Annotated in this window: 15 protein-coding genes and 1 pseudogene; 10 read left to right on the top strand and 6 right to left on the bottom strand. The window is 69.6% G+C overall.

All coding sequences use genetic code 11. From position 1 onward, the window contains the following. Positions 1–7 precede the first annotated feature (7 nt). Positions 8–1,447, bottom strand: a complete 1,440-nt coding sequence (gene gndA, locus IH68_RS0100400; RefSeq protein WP_030926676.1) for an NADP-dependent phosphogluconate dehydrogenase — start codon at positions 1,445–1,447, stop codon at positions 8–10. Between the two features lie 196 nt (positions 1,448–1,643). On the opposite strand from gndA, the gene IH68_RS0100395 reads away from it, so the two are divergent. The 3 genes from IH68_RS0100395 (at position 1,644) to IH68_RS0100385 (ending at position 5,498) form a co-directional block, all read left to right on the top strand. Continuing rightward, entirely contained in the window at positions 1,644–3,089 is a 1,446-nt protein-coding gene (locus IH68_RS0100395; RefSeq protein WP_030926674.1) for a glyceraldehyde-3-phosphate dehydrogenase, read from the top strand. Between the two features lie 102 nt (positions 3,090–3,191). Beyond that, positions 3,192–4,643 carry a purine-cytosine permease family protein gene (locus tag IH68_RS0100390; RefSeq protein WP_030926670.1) on the top strand — a complete coding sequence of 484 codons (1,452 nt, stop codon included), beginning with the start codon at positions 3,192–3,194 and terminating at the stop codon, positions 4,641–4,643. Positions 4,644–4,790: 147 nt separating this feature from the next. Further along, positions 4,791–5,498, top strand: a complete 708-nt coding sequence (locus tag IH68_RS0100385) for a LuxR C-terminal-related transcriptional regulator (protein WP_030926668.1) — start codon at positions 4,791–4,793, stop codon at positions 5,496–5,498. A gap of 34 nt (positions 5,499–5,532) precedes the next feature. Here IH68_RS0100385 and IH68_RS0100380 read toward each other — a convergent pair. Beyond that, a pseudogene (locus IH68_RS0100380) lies at positions 5,533–5,739 on the bottom strand (hypothetical protein); the annotation flags it as partial. Between the two features lie 364 nt (positions 5,740–6,103). On the opposite strand from IH68_RS0100380, the gene IH68_RS0100375 reads away from it, so the two are divergent. Then, positions 6,104–6,886, top strand: a complete 783-nt coding sequence (locus IH68_RS0100375; protein WP_030926664.1) for a polysaccharide deacetylase family protein — start codon at positions 6,104–6,106, stop codon at positions 6,884–6,886. 29 nt (positions 6,887–6,915) lie between these two features. On the opposite strand, the gene IH68_RS0100370 is transcribed toward IH68_RS0100375, so the two are convergent. After that, the gene (locus IH68_RS0100370; protein WP_030926661.1) at positions 6,916–8,571 is read right to left on the bottom strand and encodes a sigma-70 family RNA polymerase sigma factor; all 1,656 of its coding nucleotides are present in this window, start codon (positions 8,569–8,571) and stop codon (positions 6,916–6,918) included. 269 nt (positions 8,572–8,840) lie between these two features. On the opposite strand from IH68_RS0100370, the gene IH68_RS0100365 reads away from it, so the two are divergent. Next, complete coding sequence (locus tag IH68_RS0100365) at positions 8,841–9,248, top strand: hypothetical protein (RefSeq protein WP_030926659.1); 408 nt, start codon at positions 8,841–8,843, stop codon at positions 9,246–9,248. 94 nt (positions 9,249–9,342) lie between these two features. Here IH68_RS0100365 and IH68_RS0100360 read toward each other — a convergent pair whose 3' ends face one another. After that, a complete protein-coding gene (locus IH68_RS0100360) occupies positions 9,343–10,635 on the bottom strand; it encodes an MFS transporter (RefSeq protein WP_030926656.1) in 1,293 nt (430 codons plus the stop codon). Positions 10,636–10,860: 225 nt separating this feature from the next. Here IH68_RS0100360 and IH68_RS0100355 point away from each other — a divergent pair, with 225 nt between their 5' ends. From IH68_RS0100355 to IH68_RS0100345, 3 genes are read left to right on the top strand one after another with little or no spacing between them, the layout of a single operon-like run. Further along, positions 10,861–11,472 carry a M15 family metallopeptidase gene (locus IH68_RS0100355; protein ID WP_051833011.1) on the top strand — a complete coding sequence of 204 codons (612 nt, stop codon included), beginning with the start codon at positions 10,861–10,863 and terminating at the stop codon, positions 11,470–11,472. A 23-nt stretch (positions 11,473–11,495) separates the two neighbouring features. Beyond that, positions 11,496–12,575 carry an endonuclease/exonuclease/phosphatase family protein gene (locus IH68_RS0100350; protein WP_030926652.1) on the top strand — a complete coding sequence of 360 codons (1,080 nt, stop codon included), beginning with the start codon at positions 11,496–11,498 and terminating at the stop codon, positions 12,573–12,575. 60 nt (positions 12,576–12,635) lie between these two features. Then, entirely contained in the window at positions 12,636–13,214 is a 579-nt protein-coding gene (locus IH68_RS0100345) for a DUF6817 domain-containing protein (RefSeq protein WP_051833009.1), read from the top strand. A 15-nt stretch (positions 13,215–13,229) separates the two neighbouring features. Here IH68_RS0100345 and IH68_RS0100340 read toward each other — a convergent pair whose 3' ends face one another. Next, positions 13,230–14,900, bottom strand: a complete 1,671-nt coding sequence (locus IH68_RS0100340) for a hypothetical protein (RefSeq protein WP_159403624.1) — start codon at positions 14,898–14,900, stop codon at positions 13,230–13,232. Between the two features lie 136 nt (positions 14,901–15,036). Further along, positions 15,037–16,557: a carboxylesterase/lipase family protein gene (locus IH68_RS0100335; protein WP_030926645.1), complete on the bottom strand. Its 1,521-nt coding sequence runs from the start codon at positions 16,555–16,557 to the stop codon at positions 15,037–15,039. A gap of 327 nt (positions 16,558–16,884) precedes the next feature. Between IH68_RS0100335 and IH68_RS49380 the strand changes: the two genes are divergently transcribed. After that, entirely contained in the window at positions 16,885–17,724 is an 840-nt protein-coding gene (locus tag IH68_RS49380) for an alpha/beta hydrolase (RefSeq protein ID WP_051833005.1), read from the top strand. A gap of 14 nt (positions 17,725–17,738) precedes the next feature. Then, positions 17,739–18,806 carry a glucose-1-phosphate thymidylyltransferase gene (locus IH68_RS0100325; protein ID WP_030926642.1) on the top strand — a complete coding sequence of 356 codons (1,068 nt, stop codon included), beginning with the start codon at positions 17,739–17,741 and terminating at the stop codon, positions 18,804–18,806. Positions 18,807–18,896: the final 90 nt, after the last annotated feature.

The following is an 18,896-nucleotide window of genomic DNA, read 5'->3' as shown; positions in this document are numbered from 1 at the left end:
CGGCTGGTCAGGCCGTCGTTTCGGTACGCTCCGGCGCCGTCCAGTGGGTGTGGAAGGTGCCGGGGCAGTCCGTGCGGCGGTAGGTGTGGGCGCCGAAGTAGTCGCGCTGGCCCTGCAGGAGGGCGGCGGGCAGACGGTCGGCGCGCAGGGTGTCGTAGTGGGCGAGGGCGGCGGAGAAGGCGGGGACGGGGATGCCGCGGCGGGCCGCCGAGGCGATGATCTCCCGCCAGGGGACCTGCGCGTCGGTGATCTCCATGGCGAACTCCATCTCGCCGAGCAGGCTGACCAGGTCGCGGTCGAAGGCGTAGGCGGCGCGGATGCGGTCGAGGAAGGAGGCGCGGATGATGCAGCCGCCGCGCCAGATCCGGGCGACGGTGCCGAGGTCGATCTTCCAGCCGTACTCGGCGGCCGCGTCCTGGATCATCTTCCAGCCCTGGTCGTAGGCGATGACCTTCGACGCGTACAGGGCGTGCTCGACCTGTGAGGTGAAGCGTTCGGCCTCGGTGCGGCTGAGCGGGGAGCGGGTGCCGCCGGGCAGGCCCGAGTAGGCGGCGCGCAGGTCGCGCTGGCCGGAGGCGGCGCGGGCGAAGGTGGCCTGGGCGATGGCGGTGACCGGCGAGCCCAGGTCGAGCGCGGTCTGCACGGTCCAGCGGCCGGTGCCCTTCTGGCCTGCGGCGTCCGCGACGACATCGACGAACGGGGCGCCGGTGACCGGGTCGGCATGGGCCAGCACCTCGGCGGTGATCTCGATCAGGTAGGAGCCGAGCCGGCCCTGGTTCCAGCGGCGGAAGACGTCGGCGATCTCGGCCGGGGTGTAGCCGGCGACCTGACGCAGCAGGTCGTAGGCCTCCGCGATGAGCTGCATGTCGGCGTACTCGATGCCGTTGTGGACCATCTTGACGAAGTGCCCGGCGCCGTCGCTGCCGATGTGCGCGGCACACGGTTCGCCGCCGACCTTGGCACTGATGGTCTCGAACATCGGGCCGAGGACGTCGTACGCCTCCGCCGAGCCGCCGACCATGATCGACGGGCCTTCGAGGGCTCCCTCCTCGCCGCCGGAGACGCCGGTGCCGACGAAGTGGATGCCGCGTTCGCGCAGAGTGGCCTCGCGGCGGCGGGTGTCGGCGAAGTGGGCGTTGCCACCGTCGATGATCATGTCGCCGGGCTCCAGCAGCGGGGCGAACTCGTCGATGACCGCGTCGGTGGCCTCCCCCGCCTGCACCATGATCATCAGGCGGCGGGGGCGTTCCAGGGCGGCCACGAAGTCCGCGGGCGTCTCGGCGGGGACGAACGCGCCCTCGTCGCCGTACACCTCCATGAGCGCGCGGGTGCGGCCCGCCGAGCGGTTGTGGACGGCGACGGTGTAGCCGTTGCGGGCGAAGTTCCGCGCCAGGTTGCGGCCCATCACGCCCAGGCCGGTCACGCCGATGGCTGCGGTTGCGTTCATGGTGTACGTCCCTCGGTCGGTCCGGTGGCGGTTGCGGGGCGGGCGTGCCCCATATCCGTCAGGTACGGACGGGCGGCCGGATCGTCTCGATTCCGGGGCACGGACGGGTGCGAGGGACGGTGTGACGAACCCCGCTCAAACGATCGATCAAACAGGGATTAACATATGAGCGCCGCCTAGCTCGAAAGATGGATCTGTGACTGTCAACGACGACTCGTTCACCAACTGGAAGACCCGCGAGGAGATCGCGGAGTCGATGATCCCGATCATCGGGAAGCTGCACCGCGAGCGGGACGTGACGGTCCTGCTGCACAGCCGCTCCTTGGTGAACAAGTCGGTGGTCAGCATCCTGAAGACGCACCGGTTCGCCCGGCAGATCGCCGGCGAGGAGCTCTCGGTCACCGAGACACTGCCGTTCCTGGAGGCGCTCACCGCGCTCGACCTCGGTCCCTCGCAGATCGACATCGGCATGCTGGCGGCGACGTACAAGAGCGACGACCGCGGTCTGTCCGTGGAGGCTTTCACCGCCGAGGCCGTCGCGGGTGCCACGGGCGCCAACAAGATCGAGCGCGGCGAGGGCCGTGACGTCGTCCTGTACGGCTTCGGCCGCATCGGCCGTCTGGTGGCCCGTCTGCTGATCGAGAAGGCGGGCTCCGGCAACGGTCTCAGGCTGCGCGCGATCGTCGTGCGCGGCGGCGGCGAGCAGGACATCGTCAAGCGGGCCTCGCTGCTGCGCCGGGACTCCATCCATGGCCAGTTCCAGGGCACGATCACCGTGGACGAGGCGAGCAGCACGATCTTCGCCAACGGCAACGCGATCAAGGTGATCTACGCGAACGACCCGTCCGAGGTCGACTACACGGCGTACGGCATCAGCAACGCCATCCTGATCGACAACACCGGCAAGTGGCGCGACCGCGAGGGCCTCTCCGAGCACCTGCGCCCCGGCATCGACAAGGTCGTGCTGACCGCGCCGGGCAAGGGCGACGTCCCGAACATCGTGCACGGCGTCAACCACGACACGATCAAGCCGGACGAGCAGATCCTGTCCTGCGCGTCCTGCACCACCAACGCGATCGTGCCGCCGCTGAAGGCGATGGACGACGAGTTCGGTGTGCTGCGCGGCCATGTGGAGACCGTCCACTCGTTCACCAACGACCAGAACCTGCTGGACAATTACCACAAGGCCGACCGCCGCGGCCGTTCCGCGCCGCTGAACATGGTGATCACCGAGACCGGTGCCGCCTCCGCCGTAGCGAAGGCGCTGCCGGACCTCAAGGCGCCCATCACCGGCAGCTCGATCCGCGTCCCGGTGCCGGACGTCTCGATCGCGATCCTCAGCCTGCGGCTCGGCCGCGAGACCGACCGCGAGGAGGTCCTCGACCACCTGCGCAATGTGTCGCTGACCTCGCCGCTGAGGCGCCAGATCGACTTCACCACCGCTCCCGACGCGGTCTCCAGCGACTTCATCGGCTCGCGCCACGCCTCGATCATCGATGCGGGCGCCACCAAGGTGGACGGCGACAACGCCATCCTCTACCTCTGGTACGACAACGAGTTCGGCTACTCCTGCCAGGTCATCCGTGTCGTCCAGCACGTCTCCGGGGTGGAGTACCCGACCTTCCCGAGCCCGGCGGCCTGACCTCGGTGAACCGTCCGGTCAAGGGTCGGCAATGACCGCTTGACCGGACGCCTCCGGGGAATGAATCCGGCCACAGGGGCGGATCATCACTCTGGAGGCGCCGTGACCACTTCGTCGGAACCGCGGGTGTCAGGCCTGGAGATCCGCTCCATCGACTACGTCCCGCTGGACGAGCGCCACGGCAAGCTGTGGCATCTGGGCCCTCTGTGGTTCATGTCGAACGCGCAGATCGCCACGCTCGCGGTGGGTCTGATCAGCATCACCGAGGGCGGCAACCTCATCTGGTCGCTGATCGCGATCGTGGCGGGCACCGTCCTCGGTACCTTCTTCATGGCCTTCCACTCGGCCCAGGGCCCGCAGCTGGGCCTCCCGCAGATGATCCAGTCGCGGCCCCAGTTCGGCTATGTGGGCGCCCTGCTGGTGTGGCTGTTCGCCTATGTGCAGTACGCGGGCTTCAACGTCTTCAACACCATCCTCGCCGGTGAGGCGATGCACACCACGGTGCACGGCGGCGTCAAGCTGTGGGTGGTCGTGGTCACCGCCGTCGCCCTGGTGATCGCGCTCGTGGGCTACGACGTCATCCACAAGGCCGAGCAGTTCCTGACGTACTCCTTCCTGGTCGTCTTCGGGATCTTCACCGTGGGTGTCCTGGTCACGCTGCACTACCCGGCGGGCTCCTTCGACCTCGGCGCCTTCAAGGCCACGCCGTTCCTCGCGCAGTTCGGGGTGGTAGCCGGCTACCAGATCAGCTGGGCCATCTATGTCTCGGACTACTCGCGCTACCTCCCGCCGGGCGTGACCGTCCGCAAGACCTTCTACTGGACCTACTTCGGTTCGGCGCTGGGCGGCATCTGGCTGATGGTCCTCGGGGCGCTGCTCGCCGCGTGGGCGGGCAAGGACTTCGAGACGATCAGGTCGATCAACGCGGCCGGCGACAAGGTCTTCAGCGGGTTCGGCGCGATCGTGCTGCTCTTCGCCGTCCTGGGTCTGGTCTCCGTGACCGCGCTGAACATGTACGGCGGCTCGCTGACCCTGATCAGCGCCATCGACTCGATCCGGCGGGTGCGGCCGACGCTCGGCGTGCGGCTGGTGACCATCGGGCTGACCGCGGCGCTCTCCCTGGTCGGCGCGCTGGCCGCGACCTCCAACTTCCTCGAGAACTTCAACAACTTCCTGCTGCTGGTGCTCTATCTGTTCATCCCGTGGACCGCGGTCAACCTGATGGACTACTACGTGGTGCGCCGCGGCCACTACGCCATCGCCGAGATCTTCAACCCCCGTGGAATCTACGGACGTTGGGGCTGGCACGGCATCATCGCCTACCTGGTGGGCTTCGCCGTGATGATCCCCTTCTTCTCCGTCGGCACCCTCTATACGGGCCCCGTCGCCGACGCGCTCGACGGAGCCGACATCTCGCTGTTCATCGGCCTGCCGGTCGCCGCGGCGCTCTACTGGCTGCTGACCCGTTCGATCGACGTGGCGGCCGAGCAGCGGCTGGCCGAGGCCGAGGCGGAGGCGCTGGAACAGGCGGCGCACGAGCACCGCGAACCCTGACCGTTCCCCGGGAAGCAACGTCCGTCCACGACGGTCGAGAGATGTGACCCAGACCATAAGGAGAACGATGCCGTTTCGCTAGCCGAGAGAGCTACTCTGATCTCCAAGTGAACGAAACCGTTTCGTTTAGAGGCGGGAAGGACAGACATGGTCTCCGTACTCATCGTCAACGACCAGTCCCTGCAACGCGTCGGACTGCGCATGCTCCTGGCTGCAGAGCCCGACCTGACCGTGGTCGGCGAAGCGGCGAGCGCAGCCCGGGCGGTCGGCATGTGTTCCGCGCTCCGTCCGGACGTCGTCCTGTTGGACAGCCGCCTCGCCGGTACGGACGACATCGAAGCCATCCGGCGCATCGCACGCCCCGCGCACCTCCCGCGGTTCCTCCCGGCCCCCGAGGCCGCAACGGCCGGCGGGCCCCCTCCCCGCGTCCTGGTCCTGACCTCGACCCCGCACGAGAGGCATGCCTACGCGGCCCTGCGCGCCGGGGCAGCCGGATTCCTCCTCACGGACGCCGCCCCGGACGAACTGACCGCGGCCATCCGCGTGGTGGCCGCCGGAGACGCGGCGATCACCCCGGCCCTGACCCGTGCGCTCATCGACGCGGTCCGCGAACAGCCGGCCGACCGCCCCGCCGGGCGGGAGTCCGGACTGAACACCCTCACCGAACGCGAACGCGACGTCCTGACGGCCGTCGCCTCCGGCTGGTCCAACACCGAGATCGCCGTACGGCTGTCCATCGCCCCCACCACCGTCAAATCCCACGTCAGCCACATCCTCGCCAAGATCGGCGCCCGCGCCCGCGTCCAGGCGGTGGCCTTCGCCTACGAGTCCGGGCTGATACGGCCGGCCGCCTGAGGGAGCGTTCTACAGCGGCGGTCACCATTGGCCGTCAGCGGAGGCGAGGCGAGGACGGTTCGGCGCTGTCGACTGCGGCCAGGTATTCGGAGGAAATCCGGTACACACCCGACTCGTTGACGGTGAGCCGGGTGAACTCGCCCTGCTTTCGCAGACAGCCGCCTTCGGCGCGCAGCCACGGCGAGTAGTCCACCTTCACACTCACCGAGCCGCGCTTCGACATCCGCACCTCGAGTTCGGCACGGTCGAGTTCGGCGTCCGGCAGCACCACGAAGCCCACGGCCCACCGGAGTTCGACAGCAGCGGTCATGGGAGTCACGACTCCGTTCAGGGATGGGACGGCCCGACCGGACATCAGGCCTGCCCCGACGCAGTCGCAGCTGTCGCCCGCGGCATCGGCCGATCGGCCGAGCCGGCTCCGCCCGGGTGTTGAAGAACCGGCTGTCCGGCGGAGGCGTCGCCCCTGTTCCGCGCCTAAGTGCGGGTCGTGCGTCCCGGAACTCCCGCGGAATTGTCCGTGATCAGTAACAGACGGATCCCGGAGCAACCTTTCGCCGTCCTGACAGGTGCACAAGAACCACTGGGATGACAAGGGCGGGGCAGACATGGCGCGGCATGGCGGGCGGGGATGGTACGGCCGGGTATTCGCGGCGGCGGTCGGGGTGACGGCGGTGGCGGCGGCCACCTCGGTGTGGACCGCGCAGGCCGGCCCCTTCAGCGGGCAGCACTCGGGCGCCTCGGCGCACCCCTCCTCGGCGGCGGCCGGCGCCGGACGGACGACCCCGGTGGCGGTGAGCATCGTCCATGCCTCGGACGCGGGCGCCCGGGGTGTCAACATCACCATTGACGACGGGCCGGACCCGGTCTGGACACCGCAGGTCCTTCAGGTGCTGAAGGACAACGGTGTGAAGGCCACCTTCTGCATGGTCGGCACTCAGGCCCAGGCGCACCCCGACCTGGTCAAGGCGGTGGTGGCGGCCGGGCACCGGCTGTGCGACCACACGGTGTCGCACGACACCACCATGGACAAGAAGCCCGACTCCTATCAGTCCCAGGAGATCCTGGACGCAGCCGGCATGATCACCAAGGCCTCCGGGGGCGTCCGGCCGCTGTACTACCGGGCCCCGGGCGGTGCCTTCACCCCCTACAGCAGGCACCTCGCCGCCTCGCAGGGGATGCGGCCACTGGGCTGGAACGTGGACTCCAAGGACTTCGAACGCCCCGGCACCACCGCCATCATCACCACCGTCAAGAACGAGCTGTCCAACGGCCCGACGATCCTCTTCCACGACGCCGGCGGAGACCGTTCCCAGACGGTGGCCGCCCTGCGCGAAATCCTGCCCTGGCTGAAGCAGCAGGGGTACTCCTTCGGCTTCCCGGTGCGCTGAGCACCGGCCGGGCAACGGCCTCTCCCACGTCAGAGCTTGGCGCCGAAGTCCTGGGTCCACCACGGCCCGCCCGACCCCTTGTGGACGCCCACGCCGATGTCCTTGAACGAGCAGTTGAGGATGTTGGCGCGGTGGCCGGGGCTGTTCATCCAGGACTCCATCACCGCCTGCGGCGTCTGCTGGCCCTGGGCGATGTTCTCCCCGTACGTGGACCACTTGTAGCCCGCGGCGGTGATGCGCTGGCCGGGGTCGGCGCCGTCCGGATTGGTGTGGTCGAAGAAGTTGCGGGCGGCCATGTCGTCGGAGTGGCCCTGCGCGGCCTTCTCCAGTTGGGGGTCCTCGGTGAGCGCGCCGCAGCCGTTGGCCGCCCGTTCCTTGTTCACCAGCGCGACCACCTGCGCGACGGTGTCCGACGGCGCCGGCGACGCATCGGGTGCGCTGGTCGCCGTCCGCGAGGGGCGAGCGGACGGGCGGGGAGCCGGCGCGTCCTTCTTCGCGGGCCGCGGGCTCTTGGAGGCGCTCGCCTTCTTCTTCGGTGACGCGGACGGAGACGGCGACGTGGAGGCTGACGGAGAGGTCTCGACGGCACCGGATTCCGACAGGTCGGCGACGGGGGCGCCCGCGGTCCGCTCGGCGCTCGCCCGTTCACTGCCGGGCCCGGGGTCCGTGCCGAAGTACCAGAGGCCGCCGCCCGCCACACAGGCCGCCACGACCGCACCGCCGACGGCCCGGCGCCGGTTGCGCCGGCGTCGGCGCACCTCGCTTCGGGATCCCGTCCGGCCGCGGGCGGCACGGTGTCCGGCTCCCGGGCCCGATCCGGTACGGCTGACGGAGCCGCCGGAGGGCCGGGGTCCCGCGCCGGGCACGGTCATCCCGGTCCCGGCCATCCCTCCGTCGGCGGCGCGCACGCCCGCGAGCAGCGAGGGCGCCGCGGCAACCAGTGCCAGCCCTGCCAGCAGACCCTCCACGGGCATCAGCCCGCTCCACAGGCCGGAGCACCGCCCGCAGCCACGGGCGTGCCGGGCTATTCGTTTGCGCCACAGTGCCGAGGGCCGCCCGTCCCAGGTGCCCAGCATGCCGCCCAGTTCCAGGCACGGCGGCTGCGCGTCGAGCGCCCGCACCACCACGCGGGCCGCCTCCAGCTGCGCCTTCATCCGCTGCACCCGTACCGCGGTGTGCTGCGGTGACAGCTCAAGGGCGGCAGCCACCTCGGCCCGGGTCAGCTCCCCGGCGCACTCCAGCCACCACAGCGACAGCAGTCCCCGGTCGTCCGGCTCCAGCCAGCGAGTGGCGCGCGCGGTCTCCTGACGCTGGCCGGAGAGCTGAAGCTGGACGAGGGTCAGGTCCACGAAGTCGGCGCCCGGATCTGCGAGTTCCTCGGCTTCCTCCACGGTCCCCGGGGCGACCTGCCGGTCCTGCCAGTGCTTGCGGATCTCGTTCATCGTGATCGCCACGAGCCAGGAACGGAAACTCTCGGGGGTGCGCAGACCGCCCAGCCCGTCCAGGGCACGCAGCATGGTCTCCTGCACCACGTCGTCGACGTCGACCGAGCCGTTCAGCGCCCGCCCCACGATGTTGTAGACCAGCGGGAGGTACGCACTGACCAGGGCATCCTGAGCTTCCGGGTCGCCCCCTCGGGCGGCGGCCACCAGTGCCGCCGGCTCCACCGTGCGCTGTGTACCCATGAAAACTGTCCCGTCCTCGACGCCGAACGTTCCTGCCCGATATCTGGGAGACCGGTCGATGGGTCTCGGATAACAGTTCTTCGGACACACGCTCCACAAAGCGTCCACATCACCGGGACAAGAACCACGCTGTCAACCACACGATGCGTGTGGGCGCGTCAACCAGTGACGTTCCAGTGGATGTCTCGCTGGAGGTGCCGGGAGTAATTCGCTACCTTCCGTTGCATCTGTAGCCCATTGTCCCTTCTGTGGAGGAGAACTTGACGTCCATGAGGAACGTTGCAGCCACCGTGGCGATCGCTGTCACTGCGCTGGCCGGCGCGTCCGTGCCGGCCGGCGCTGCAGGCACGTCCGGCGATGCCCAGGCCCGGGCCACCAACGTCGACGGGCGAACCATCCAGGAGAGCGCCCCACTGGAGCACTCGCTGCTCGACTTCGTGCAGCGCGCCTCGTCTCCGGAGGAGAGCGAGCTCGGGGTGGCTTGCTTCAATGGGCGCACCGACGGCAACCGAAACATCTACCTGACCTGCGACAGCCACACGTACCCGGTGTATGTGGACTGCACCGACGGCCGCCATGAGTTCCGGCGCTCCTACTCCGGCCGGTGGGACTTCCGTCTGACCTGCCCTGCGGGAACCCGGGCGGTGTGGGGCGGCAGTTGGTTCGGGCATGCGTAGTCCGCGACCGGCCATGTGGGCATGACGTGCAGGCCTCGCACCGCCGGGCGGAAGGGCGGAGACGGCTGATCCCTCTCCGCCCTCCACGTCGTCCTCAAGCGTCATCCACGACATGAGCGCCCGGCGCTCCCAGGCGGGCCAGTGGCGACAGGGCCATCAGGGCCGGCGAGAGCAGCATGCCTGCGGCGGTCACCAGAAGGCTGGTGTGCGTGCCCCACACTTCCGCGAGAAAGCCGCCGAGCAGTGAGCCGAGCGGGGTCATCCCCATGCCGACAAAGTTGATCGTCGCGGCCGCCCGGCCCTGCATCCCGTCCGGAGTGACGCTCTGCCGGACGGCCATGACCGTGACATTCACCAGCTGACTGAAGGTCCCGAAGACGAGGTTGACCGCGACGAGCGCGGCAACCGTCACCACCGAGGACCCGTGCAGCGCGGGCACGAACAGGAACACGCCGTCGCCGAGCGCTGCCGCGGACACGAGCACGGCGCCGTATCCGAAGCGGCCCGGTAGACGGGCGGCCAGCAGCGAGCCCAGGAGCGCGCCCGGCCCGGTCGCCGCGAGGACGAGCCCGACGGCGGCGCCCGACAGGTGCAGGTCCCGTGGCAGGAACAGCAGATAGACGGTCATCGCCGCCGCGAAGAAGAACTGGAAGGCGGCTGATGCGAGGCACACGGTTCGCAGCAAGGCCTCTCCGGCGACAAAGCGCAGACCCTCCTGGATGCGCCGCCAGAGCCGAGGAGGGCCTTCCGAGCGTTCCGGGACCGATTCGCGGCGCCCCATCCGTCGGATCGACAGGAACGACAGGGCGAAGAACACTGCGCTGGAGGCGGCGGCGACCGGCGCCGACAGCGCGGACACCAGCGCGCCGCCGAGGGCGGGGCCGCCGATCTGCGCCGCGGACCGGCTGCCTTCGAGTGCGCTGTTGCCCCGCACCAACTGATCGCGTTCCACCAGCCGTACCAAAGACGCCTGGTATGCCATGTCGAAGAAAACGGACAGAGCTCCGACGGCGAAGGCCACCACAAGCAGCGCCGACAGGCCTAGCCATCCCAGGAGAGCCGCCACGGCGGCGGCGCCCAGTGCCAGGGCCCGACCGGCGTCCGTCAGCACCATCACCGTGCGGATCCGCCACCTGTCCACCCACGCCCCGACGAACAGCGACAGCAGCAGGATCGGCGCCTGCCCCGCCGCGCGCAACGCGCCCAACTGGCCGGCGCCGGCGTTGAGCGTCAGCACGGCGAAGAGCGGCAGGACCACCAGGCTTGCCTGCTCGCCCAGTTGGGAGGCCGTCTGACCCACCCAGAGCCGGCGGAAGTCGCCGTCCCGCCACAGGCTTGACGGAGCACGTCGACCGGAATCGGATGCGGCGGCGGAAGAGAACGGCACAGGGACCTCTCGTACGGCCGAAGGCGGGAAGGTTCGCTGTGCCTGCCCGATGGCTTCTGCCGGACAAGGTTCGTCCTCAACAGCCCGCACCCGCACGTCATTTACGCTTCGGGTCGGCGCATATCGCCGGTATATCGAAAACCGCATACGTGCCGGCAACACCCTGCTGCCTTGACTGGTGGTATGACTCGGATCCCACCATCGGCACCCGCAACGAACCGCCGGATGCGCGGCCTGCTTGTCGTCGGCCTGATCGTCGTCATAGCGGTGATCACCACAGTTCTCGGCTACCAGGTGCCGAAGACCTCGTCCTCCTCGTCGCTTTCGCCTCCGTCGGCCGCATTACCTTCGGATGCTCATCGCGGTGAGCACAGTGGTGCGCTGGGCGAGGCCGACGGGATCGTGCCCGACGGTGTGACGGTCTTCAACGACACGATTCCGGCTGTGGCCAGGCTCGATCCGGATCTGCTCAAGGCACTGCGCCGGGCGGCGTCGGCTGCCGCGCACGACGGAGTCGAGTTCTACGTCAACAGCGGCTGGCGTTCAACGGCGTACCAGAATCAGCTGCTTCGCCAGGCGGTCGCCAAGTACGGATCCGAGAACGAGGCCGCCCGATGGGTGGCCACCGCGGCGTCCTCTCCGCACGTTACGGGAGACGCCGTCGACCTCGGGCGTTCGGATGCGACGGCGTGGCTGGCCCGGCACGGCGCCGAGTACGGGCTGTGCCAGATCTACCGGAACGAAACCTGGCATTACGAGCTGCGGACCAGTGCGATCGAACGTGGCTGCCCGCGGATGTATGCCGACCCCACCGAGGACCCGAGGATGCAGCAGTGACCGGCAGTGAGCGAGGACAGACGATGACGCAGGTGGACGCGGCGGAGACCGGGCAGGACGGCGCCGGCCGCCGGACCACCGGCTCCGGCACCTGGCGCCCGCCCATCCGGCAGGCGATCCGTAGAGCGTCCCGGCCCGAGCCCTGGAAGCGCGGCCCGGTCCTCGCGGCGTCGGCGCTGCTGCTCGGCCTGCTCATGCTGCTGCACGCCGAGATCCCGAACCGGGTCGGGAACCTCGGCAGCCTGGTGGAGACCTTCCTGCCGTGGTTCGGCGTGTTCATCCCGGCGCTGCTGGTCGGGGCGTTCTGGCGCCGCTCCGCCTCCGCGGTGGCCGCGCTGCTGCTGCCGGGGACCGTGTGGCTGTACCTCTTCGGCGGGATGCTCAGCGACAAGTCCCACGCGGGCGGCTACCTCACCGTGGCCGGCCACAACGTCGGCGCCGACAACCCGGACCCGGCCGGCACGGCCCGCGACCTCGTCGCATCCGGCGCGGACGTGCTGGCGCTGGAGGAGATCACCCCGCAGGCCCAGGGCGCCTACGAGAAGGGGCTGGCGAAGGCCTACCCGTACCACACGGTGCTGGGCACGGTCGGGCTGTGGAGCAAACTGCCGATCTCGGAAACCCGGCCGGTCGACATCGGGATGGACTACGGGCCGCTGGCGGCCACCAAGCCGGCCGCCGTGAAGCTGACTTACAACCGGGCGCTGCGCACCACGGTGGCCACGCATCACGGTCCGCTGGCGGTGTATGTGGCCCACCTGGGATCCGCGCGGGTGAATCCCCGAGCGGGCTTCGCGACGGATTCGCGGGACAGGAATGCGCAGGCTCTCGGCAAGGCCGTCGCCGCGGAGAAGAGCAAGCGGGTGGTGCTGCTCGGCGATCTCAACGGCACCACGGACGACCGTGCGTTCGCCGGCCTCACCTCGCAGTTGCGCTCAGTGCAGGAGGTGGCCGGGGACGGTTTCGGCTTCAGCTGGCCGGCGGAGTTCCCGGTGGCGCGGATCGACCAGATCCTGGTCCGCGGCGTGAAGCCGCAGAGCTCGTGGGTGCTGCCGGCCACCGGCAGCGACCACCTGCCGGTGGCGGCCGGAATCAGCTGGTGAACACCGGGCCATAGGCTGGTCCTCGTTGCGAGATCACCACTGGTGAGAGGACGTCCGACCATGCCACGGGCCCGGCAACAGCCCCCGAGTGGGGGAAATACTCAGGCAGCGATCGAGGAATTCCTGCGCGCCCACGGAGCCGACCAATTGCCTCATCCGGGCGGCACGCTGCTGGAGCATCTGCTGCGGGTTCAGCGGTTGCTGGCCGAATGGGGAGCAGGTCCCGCCCTGCAGACGGCGGGACTCTGTCACGCGACGTACGGAACCGACGGCTTCGCCACGACACTGCTCCCCCTCACCGAACGGGCGACGCTCGTCGCCCTGATCGGTGAGTCGGCGGAGGCGCTGGTGTACCTGTACGCCGGCTGCGACCGCGCCACCGTCTACCCACGGATCGACGGCACCGCGGCAGTCGCCTTCCGCGACCGCTTCACCGGCCGCGAGCACCACCCCTCCCCTGCCCGCCTGAGAGCGTTCCTCGAGATCACGGCCGCCAACGAACTCGACGTACTGGCACACAACGCGGAACTGGCCGCGCAGCACGGCCCCGGGCTGTACGGCTTCCTCAAACGGGCCGGCTCGTTGCTGTCCCCGGCCGCGCAGGACGCCGTCGACCGGCAACTCGCCCAACTGCCGTAGGCTCCACAGTCGCCGTCAGATGCCGAGTCGCCTCGACAGACGCGCCTTCCGTTCGTCCCAAGGAAGCTCCGCGAGCCCCTGGTGATGCCGCCGCCTGGCCAGGACGGCGGGGTGTTGTGCGCTGTCCGGCTCAGGGGCCTGGCGGAGGTCCACCACATGCGGGAATGCGGCAAGGGCCGGGGACTCAGGAGTGAGTTGCTCCCGTGACGTTCTGACCTGTGTCATCAGATCGTCCGCCAAGGACCGGACCGCGTCATAGTTGTCACTGTCCTCCCCGACGATCTGCTGCGCCAGGGCGAAGGCGATCGGGGCCCGCTGGGCGGGGTCGTCGTCCAGCTTCTCGATGAGGACGACCGCGTCCTGGGTGCGTCCTTGGGCTCGTACGGCAGCCATCTCCTGTGCGAGTGCGGGTGTCATGCCCTCGGCCCAGATGATGATGGTTTCCGCAAGGGTGATCAGGTGAGTCACCGTCTCGAACCAGCTGTCGTTCGAGAGGTACAGCTGGGCCTGGGTCAGAGGCTCGCCGTGGAATCGCCAGGAGTCGAGTTCGAGTCCTGCCGATTTCGAGGCGGCCACCTGCACGATGGGGACCTCGTGCCCCAGCTCTCGCACCACGTGATCGCCACGACGCTGATAGGTGAACGTCTGAACCTGGTGGAAGCCTTGTCCACCCGCGTAGTCCGCCCCGGGCTGCCGGACCGTCCACTCCAGCAGGCCGAAATTGCGCAGAAGCAGCGCAAAGGGCTGTCCGCAACAGCACCAGGCCTTGACTTCGCCGACCGACCTTCTGTGCCTGTGCTGCGCGGCGCGGACGAGTTCCTTCGCCTGATGCCGCTCGCGTCCCCTCTCCCACCGGTTTGCGGCAGGCCTCATCAGCCGCTCTGCGGTCAGGTTCGCCGCATGGCCCGGGAGTTCGACGGCGCGAAGGACACGGCGGGCGTACTCGCCGCGGGCGAAGTACTCCGTGTCGAGCTCCCCGGCGACGGCGGGGTCGACGGCGAGGCCGTTCGCCTGTGCTGCCGCGCCGGCGAAGCCGGCGTCGGCCGACGTGTCCTCTCCCAACAGCAGGTGGAACAGACCGATATGGAAGTGGGCCTGGGCAAGCCGCCAGCGCAGAATCACGTCCCCGCTGCCCGACCAGCGGTCGAGGATCGTGCGCCACGGCTCGGCTTGCTCCCTGATACCCCGGTCCCCGTCGGCAGCGTGGGCCGTGCCGATGAGGAGGGCTCCATGGGCGAGCGCTCGGCACGCTGCTCGCTGAATCGCCAGGTGCGCCTGTGGGGCAACCTGGTCAGCCGCCCGGTTCAGGACCGCGACGGCATGCCCTGGGCCCTTGTCGTGCTCTGCCAGTGCCACAGCCGCGTCGGTCAGAGCCATGAGCGCGGGCACGGCCACATCGGCATCGCCATGACCGGCGTACAACTCCGCGATCCACTCGAGGACGGTGAGGGCGTCACCGGCCCGCTCCAGTTCTGCCAACCGCTGCACGATCAGGAACAGGAACTCTGCGGCGTCCTGGAGGGAGCCACCGGCCTGCGGAAACACGTAGTCCACGAGATGGTCGCGGACGGTGCGCTGTGCCGCCGTCTCGTCGGAGATGCGGGCCAGCGCCTCGTCCCAGCGCGCGATCACGGCCTCGATGCCCTCATGGACCTGCGCCCATGAGGCATCGCTCGGGTCTTCCATGGCCACTGGACAACCTCCGGCCGCTGATCCCGCTGACGACAACCAAGCTCAGACGCACCCATAAGTGTGCATGAACTCCGCTCCTCAGTAGGAGAGTTGAGGTGGTTCGTCCGAGCCCGGTCAGTTCAAGGCGTCGTCACGGCGTTGCCAGGCCCAGCGGAGCAAACGTGTGCTGCTCCCAGAGCCGACGGGAGGCTTCCTCGGGATAGGCGGCCACCGTGGGTTCGGCATCGAGGAGTTGGACGAGGCGCCGTTCGCTGTCGTAGGCGGGCCAGCCCGGGTCGCCGGTGGTGGCGAAGGTGGTCCAGGCCGAGCGGAAACGGGCGGAGAGTTCCTCGGTCCCGGGTGCGGGGGTGGGTCCGATCAGCATGGCTCCCAGGCCGCCGTACACGCCGAAGGTCAGGGGCACGTCCAGGCCGTGGCAGGCACCCAGGGCGCCGCCGTTCGCCGGGGCGGGCCAGGTGAGTTCGTACAGGTGCGCCCGGCCGCCGCCCGTCACCTGTGCCTGAGCGAGGTGCAGCGTGGGCATGCGGAACAGCCAGTCGGACTGGACGAGTTCGAACAGGGACTCCGCGGAGGCCTCCGGGAAGGCGGCCCGGTAGGCCTGCCCGGCGTCCGGCGTCGGACCGAACAGCCCCAGCGCCATCGATGCGAGGTTGTCGTCCACCCTGCCGAGCAGCCCGCCGAGCAGCAGAAAGAGCCGGAACTCGTCCCGGTTGTGCCCGGTGATCAGCTCGATGTCCCGTGCGGATCCGCCCGCGAGCGCCTCCCATGGGGTGGTGGGGAGGACCTCGCCGTCGACGACGGGCGAATACGGGGTCGGGGTGAGGGCGACCGGTCCCCAGCGGTGCAGGTACTCGCGCATCCGGGCGCTCAACGCGGCCCCCGCCTCGGTCAGTTTGTGCGGTTCCACACCGGACAGGTCGGCCACCGTCGGGCGCAGCCCCAGCTCACCCGCGACGGCCTGGGCGATGTCCGCGGCCAGCGCCTCCGAGAAGAACGTGCCGGGCACGCTCTGCGCGATGGCCCGCCGGAACAGGCCCCGGGCGCGTGGCATGGCCATCAGCGAGGCGATGGATCCAGCGCCGGCCGATTCGCCGAAGACGGTGACCTGGTCGGGGTCGCCGCCGAAGGCGGTGATGTTGTCGCGCACCCACTCCAGTGCGGCCACCTGGTCGAGCAGTCCCCGGTTGGCCGGGGCCCCCTCGATCCGTGCGAACCCCTCCATGCCGACGCGGTAGTTGAAGGTCACCACGACCAGCTCGCCGTCCCGGGAGAGCCGACCGGCGTCGTAGGCGGGGTCGTCGGCGGAGCCGAACTTGTAGGCGCCGCCGTAGATCCACACCATCACCGGCCGTCGCGCCGCCGGGTCCGCTTCCGGCGTCCAGACGTTGACCGTCAGCCAGTCGTCACCGGCAGGGACGGCGCGGACGGGCTCGGCGTCGGGTCCGAGCGGCTCCTGCGGAGGCGGCGGCCCGAACGCGAACGCCTCCCGGACGCCGTCCCAGCGCTCCGCCGGTCGCGGCGCCGCGAAGCGGGCCTCGCCCACCGGCGGCTGCGCATACGGGATGCCGCGGAAGACCGCAAGGCCCTCCTCGCGACGGCCGCGCACCGAGCCCGCCGTGGTGTCGGCCTCTGGAAACTCCGCACTGCTCATGATGGCTCCTCAGGCGCCGCCGCTCGGCGGTCTCCGTTCCGTACCCAGATGTACTTGAAGTATCAATTAGTCGCCGCAAGATCAAGGGCCCGGGGATTCCCTGCTCCGCGCCATTGACACCCGCTGGGTGCGACCCGAGACTCATGCCAGCCTCAAGTGAACCACAATTCACCAGACGAACAGAAGGAAGAACCGGGCCTCCCCCGCCCGGACGGACACGCCCGTGCAGATCACCACGAACCTCGCCTACGCACCCGCCCGACCACCCGGCACCCAGGGCCACCTGCTGGACCTCTACGTCCCCGGTCCGAGCACCCGGCACCGCTGGTGATCTTCACCCGCGGCTCGGGCTGGCTCGCGGACAGCGGACGCAGAGGCGCCGACAAGGTGGCCGCACAGCTCAACCCGCACGACTTCGCGGTCGCGGGAGTGGCCGTCCGATCCAGCGGCCAGGCGCGGTTCCCGGCCCAGCCGTACGACATCAAGGGCGCCATCCGCCGGCTGCGCGCGAACGCGAAGACGTACCACCTGGACCCGGACCGGGTCGCGATCATGGGTGACTCCTCAGGCGGCTGGACCACGGCGATGGCCGCCGTCACCGGGGACATTCCGGCACTGGAGGGCGACGTCGGTGTGCGCGGCCCGTCGAGCGCCGTCCAGGCGGCCGTGGCGTTCTACCCGCCGACCGACTTCCTGCAGATGGACGCGCACGTGCCGGACCACGGCAAGGCGTTCAACGAGGGCTTCGGGCTGACGGGCTGCCACTCCGACGCCCAGTCCCCCGAGTCCGGGCTGCTCGGCTGCCCCATCACGGCCTGTCCGGACAAGGTCGCCGCCGCCAACCCGCTCACCTACACCGGCATCGGGCGCACCCCGCCCTTCCTGATCCTGCACGGCGAGCAGGACGTCATCGTGCCGCACCACCAAAGCCGCCTGCTCCACGACAAGTTGGCGGCCGCGGGCGACGACGCCCGCCTGATGTCCTTCCCGAAGGCCGGACACGGCACGGACTTCGCGATGCTCAGCGACGACGCAACCCGTGAGGGCGCCTACGAGGAGACCGCACACGCCGGACACCCCCCCGGCCCCCGCATGGCAGACCGTGGTCTCCTTCCTCGAACAGCGCCTGTCCTCAACCGAAACCGCCCGTCAGGGAGTTCGGCGTAAGTAGGGTCACCCCTATGAAGGCACTTTTGTTATCCGGTGGTTCAGGTACCCGTTTGCGCCCCATAACCTATACGTCGGCAAAGCAACTCGTACCGGTCGCCAACAAGCCGGTGCTGTTCTACGGCCTGGAGGCGATCGCCGAGGCGGGCATCACCCAGGTCGGGATCGTCGTCGGGGACACCGCGGAGGAGATCCGGGAGGCGGTCGGCGACGGTTCCGCGTTCGGCATCGACGTCACCTACATCCCGCAGGCGGCGCCGCTGGGACTGGCCCATGCGGTGCTGATCGCCCGTGAGTTCCTCGGCGAGGACGACTTCGTGATGTACCTCGGCGACAACTTCGTCGTCGGTGGCATCACAGATCTGGTGGACGCCTTCCGCGCGGACCGGCCGGAGGCGCAGATCCTGTTGACGAAGGTGCCGAACCCGACCGCGTTCGGGGTGGCCGAGCTGGACGCGTCGGGCCAGGTGACCGGCCTTGAGGAGAAGCCCGCGCATCCCAAGAGCGAGCTGGCCCTGGTGGGCGTCTATCTGTTCACCCCGGCGATCCATGAGGCCGTACGGTCGATCAAGCCGTCCCCTCGCGGCGAGCTGGAGATCACGGATGCCGTCCAGTGGCTGATCGACGCCGGACGTGAGGTGCGCTCCACGACGATCTCCGGGTACTGGAAGGACACCGGGAACGTCACCGACATGCTTGAGGTCAACCGCTCCGTGCTGGAGACCCTGGAGCGCCGGATCGACGGCACGGTCGACGCCGACAGCGAGATCATCGGCCGGGTGCGGATCGAGCCGGGGGCGAAGGTGACCGGCAGCCGGATCGTGGGCCCGGCCGTCGTCGGCGCGAACACCGTGATCACCGACTCGTACGTCGGTCCCTTCACCTCCATCGCCGGCGACTGCCGGATCGAGGACAGTGAGATCGAGTACTCCATCCTGCTGCGCAACTCCTCGGTGAGCGGCGTCCGGCGAGTGGAAGCCTCCCTCATCGGCCGCAACGTCGAGGTCACTCCCGCGCCGCGCAAGCCCGCCTCCCACCGATTCGTCCTCGGCGACCACAGCAAGGTGCAGATTGCGCCGTGACAACCACTATGTGGGGACGGGCCTACGGGACCTGCCGGTTGCTCCGCCCGCCGAGAGGGCCGGCGGAGCAACCGCGTGCTCGCGTCGGCA

It is taken from the genome of Streptomyces sp. NRRL S-646, from assembly GCF_000720765.1.
In the GTDB taxonomy this organism is placed as follows: domain Bacteria; phylum Actinomycetota; class Actinomycetes; order Streptomycetales; family Streptomycetaceae; genus Streptomyces.
This window is presented reverse-complemented; position numbering and strand designations above follow the sequence as displayed.

What these genes read in the sequence shown, in the direction of transcription:
- gndA (WP_030926676.1), bottom strand. Translation starts at nt 1,447, where the DNA reads ATGAACGCAACCGCAGCCATCGGCGTGACCGGCCTGGGCGTGATGGGC.
- IH68_RS0100385 (WP_030926668.1), top strand. Translation starts at nt 4,791, where the DNA reads ATGGTCTCCGTACTCATCGTCAACGACCAGTCCCTGCAACGCGTCGGA.
- IH68_RS0100375 (WP_030926664.1), top strand. Translation starts at nt 6,104, where the DNA reads ATGGCGCGGCATGGCGGGCGGGGATGGTACGGCCGGGTATTCGCGGCG.
- IH68_RS0100370 (WP_030926661.1), bottom strand. Translation starts at nt 8,571, where the DNA reads ATGGGTACACAGCGCACGGTGGAGCCGGCGGCACTGGTGGCCGCCGCC.
- IH68_RS0100365 (WP_030926659.1), top strand. Translation starts at nt 8,841, where the DNA reads ATGAGGAACGTTGCAGCCACCGTGGCGATCGCTGTCACTGCGCTGGCC.
- IH68_RS0100355 (WP_051833011.1), top strand. Translation starts at nt 10,861, where the DNA reads ATGCGCGGCCTGCTTGTCGTCGGCCTGATCGTCGTCATAGCGGTGATC.
- IH68_RS0100350 (WP_030926652.1), top strand. Translation starts at nt 11,496, where the DNA reads ATGACGCAGGTGGACGCGGCGGAGACCGGGCAGGACGGCGCCGGCCGC.
- IH68_RS0100345 (WP_051833009.1), top strand. Translation starts at nt 12,636, where the DNA reads ATGCCACGGGCCCGGCAACAGCCCCCGAGTGGGGGAAATACTCAGGCA.
- IH68_RS0100340 (WP_159403624.1), bottom strand. Translation starts at nt 14,900, where the DNA reads ATGGAAGACCCGAGCGATGCCTCATGGGCGCAGGTCCATGAGGGCATC.
- IH68_RS0100335 (WP_030926645.1), bottom strand. Translation starts at nt 16,557, where the DNA reads ATGAGCAGTGCGGAGTTTCCAGAGGCCGACACCACGGCGGGCTCGGTG.
- IH68_RS0100325 (WP_030926642.1), top strand. Translation starts at nt 17,739, where the DNA reads ATGAAGGCACTTTTGTTATCCGGTGGTTCAGGTACCCGTTTGCGCCCC.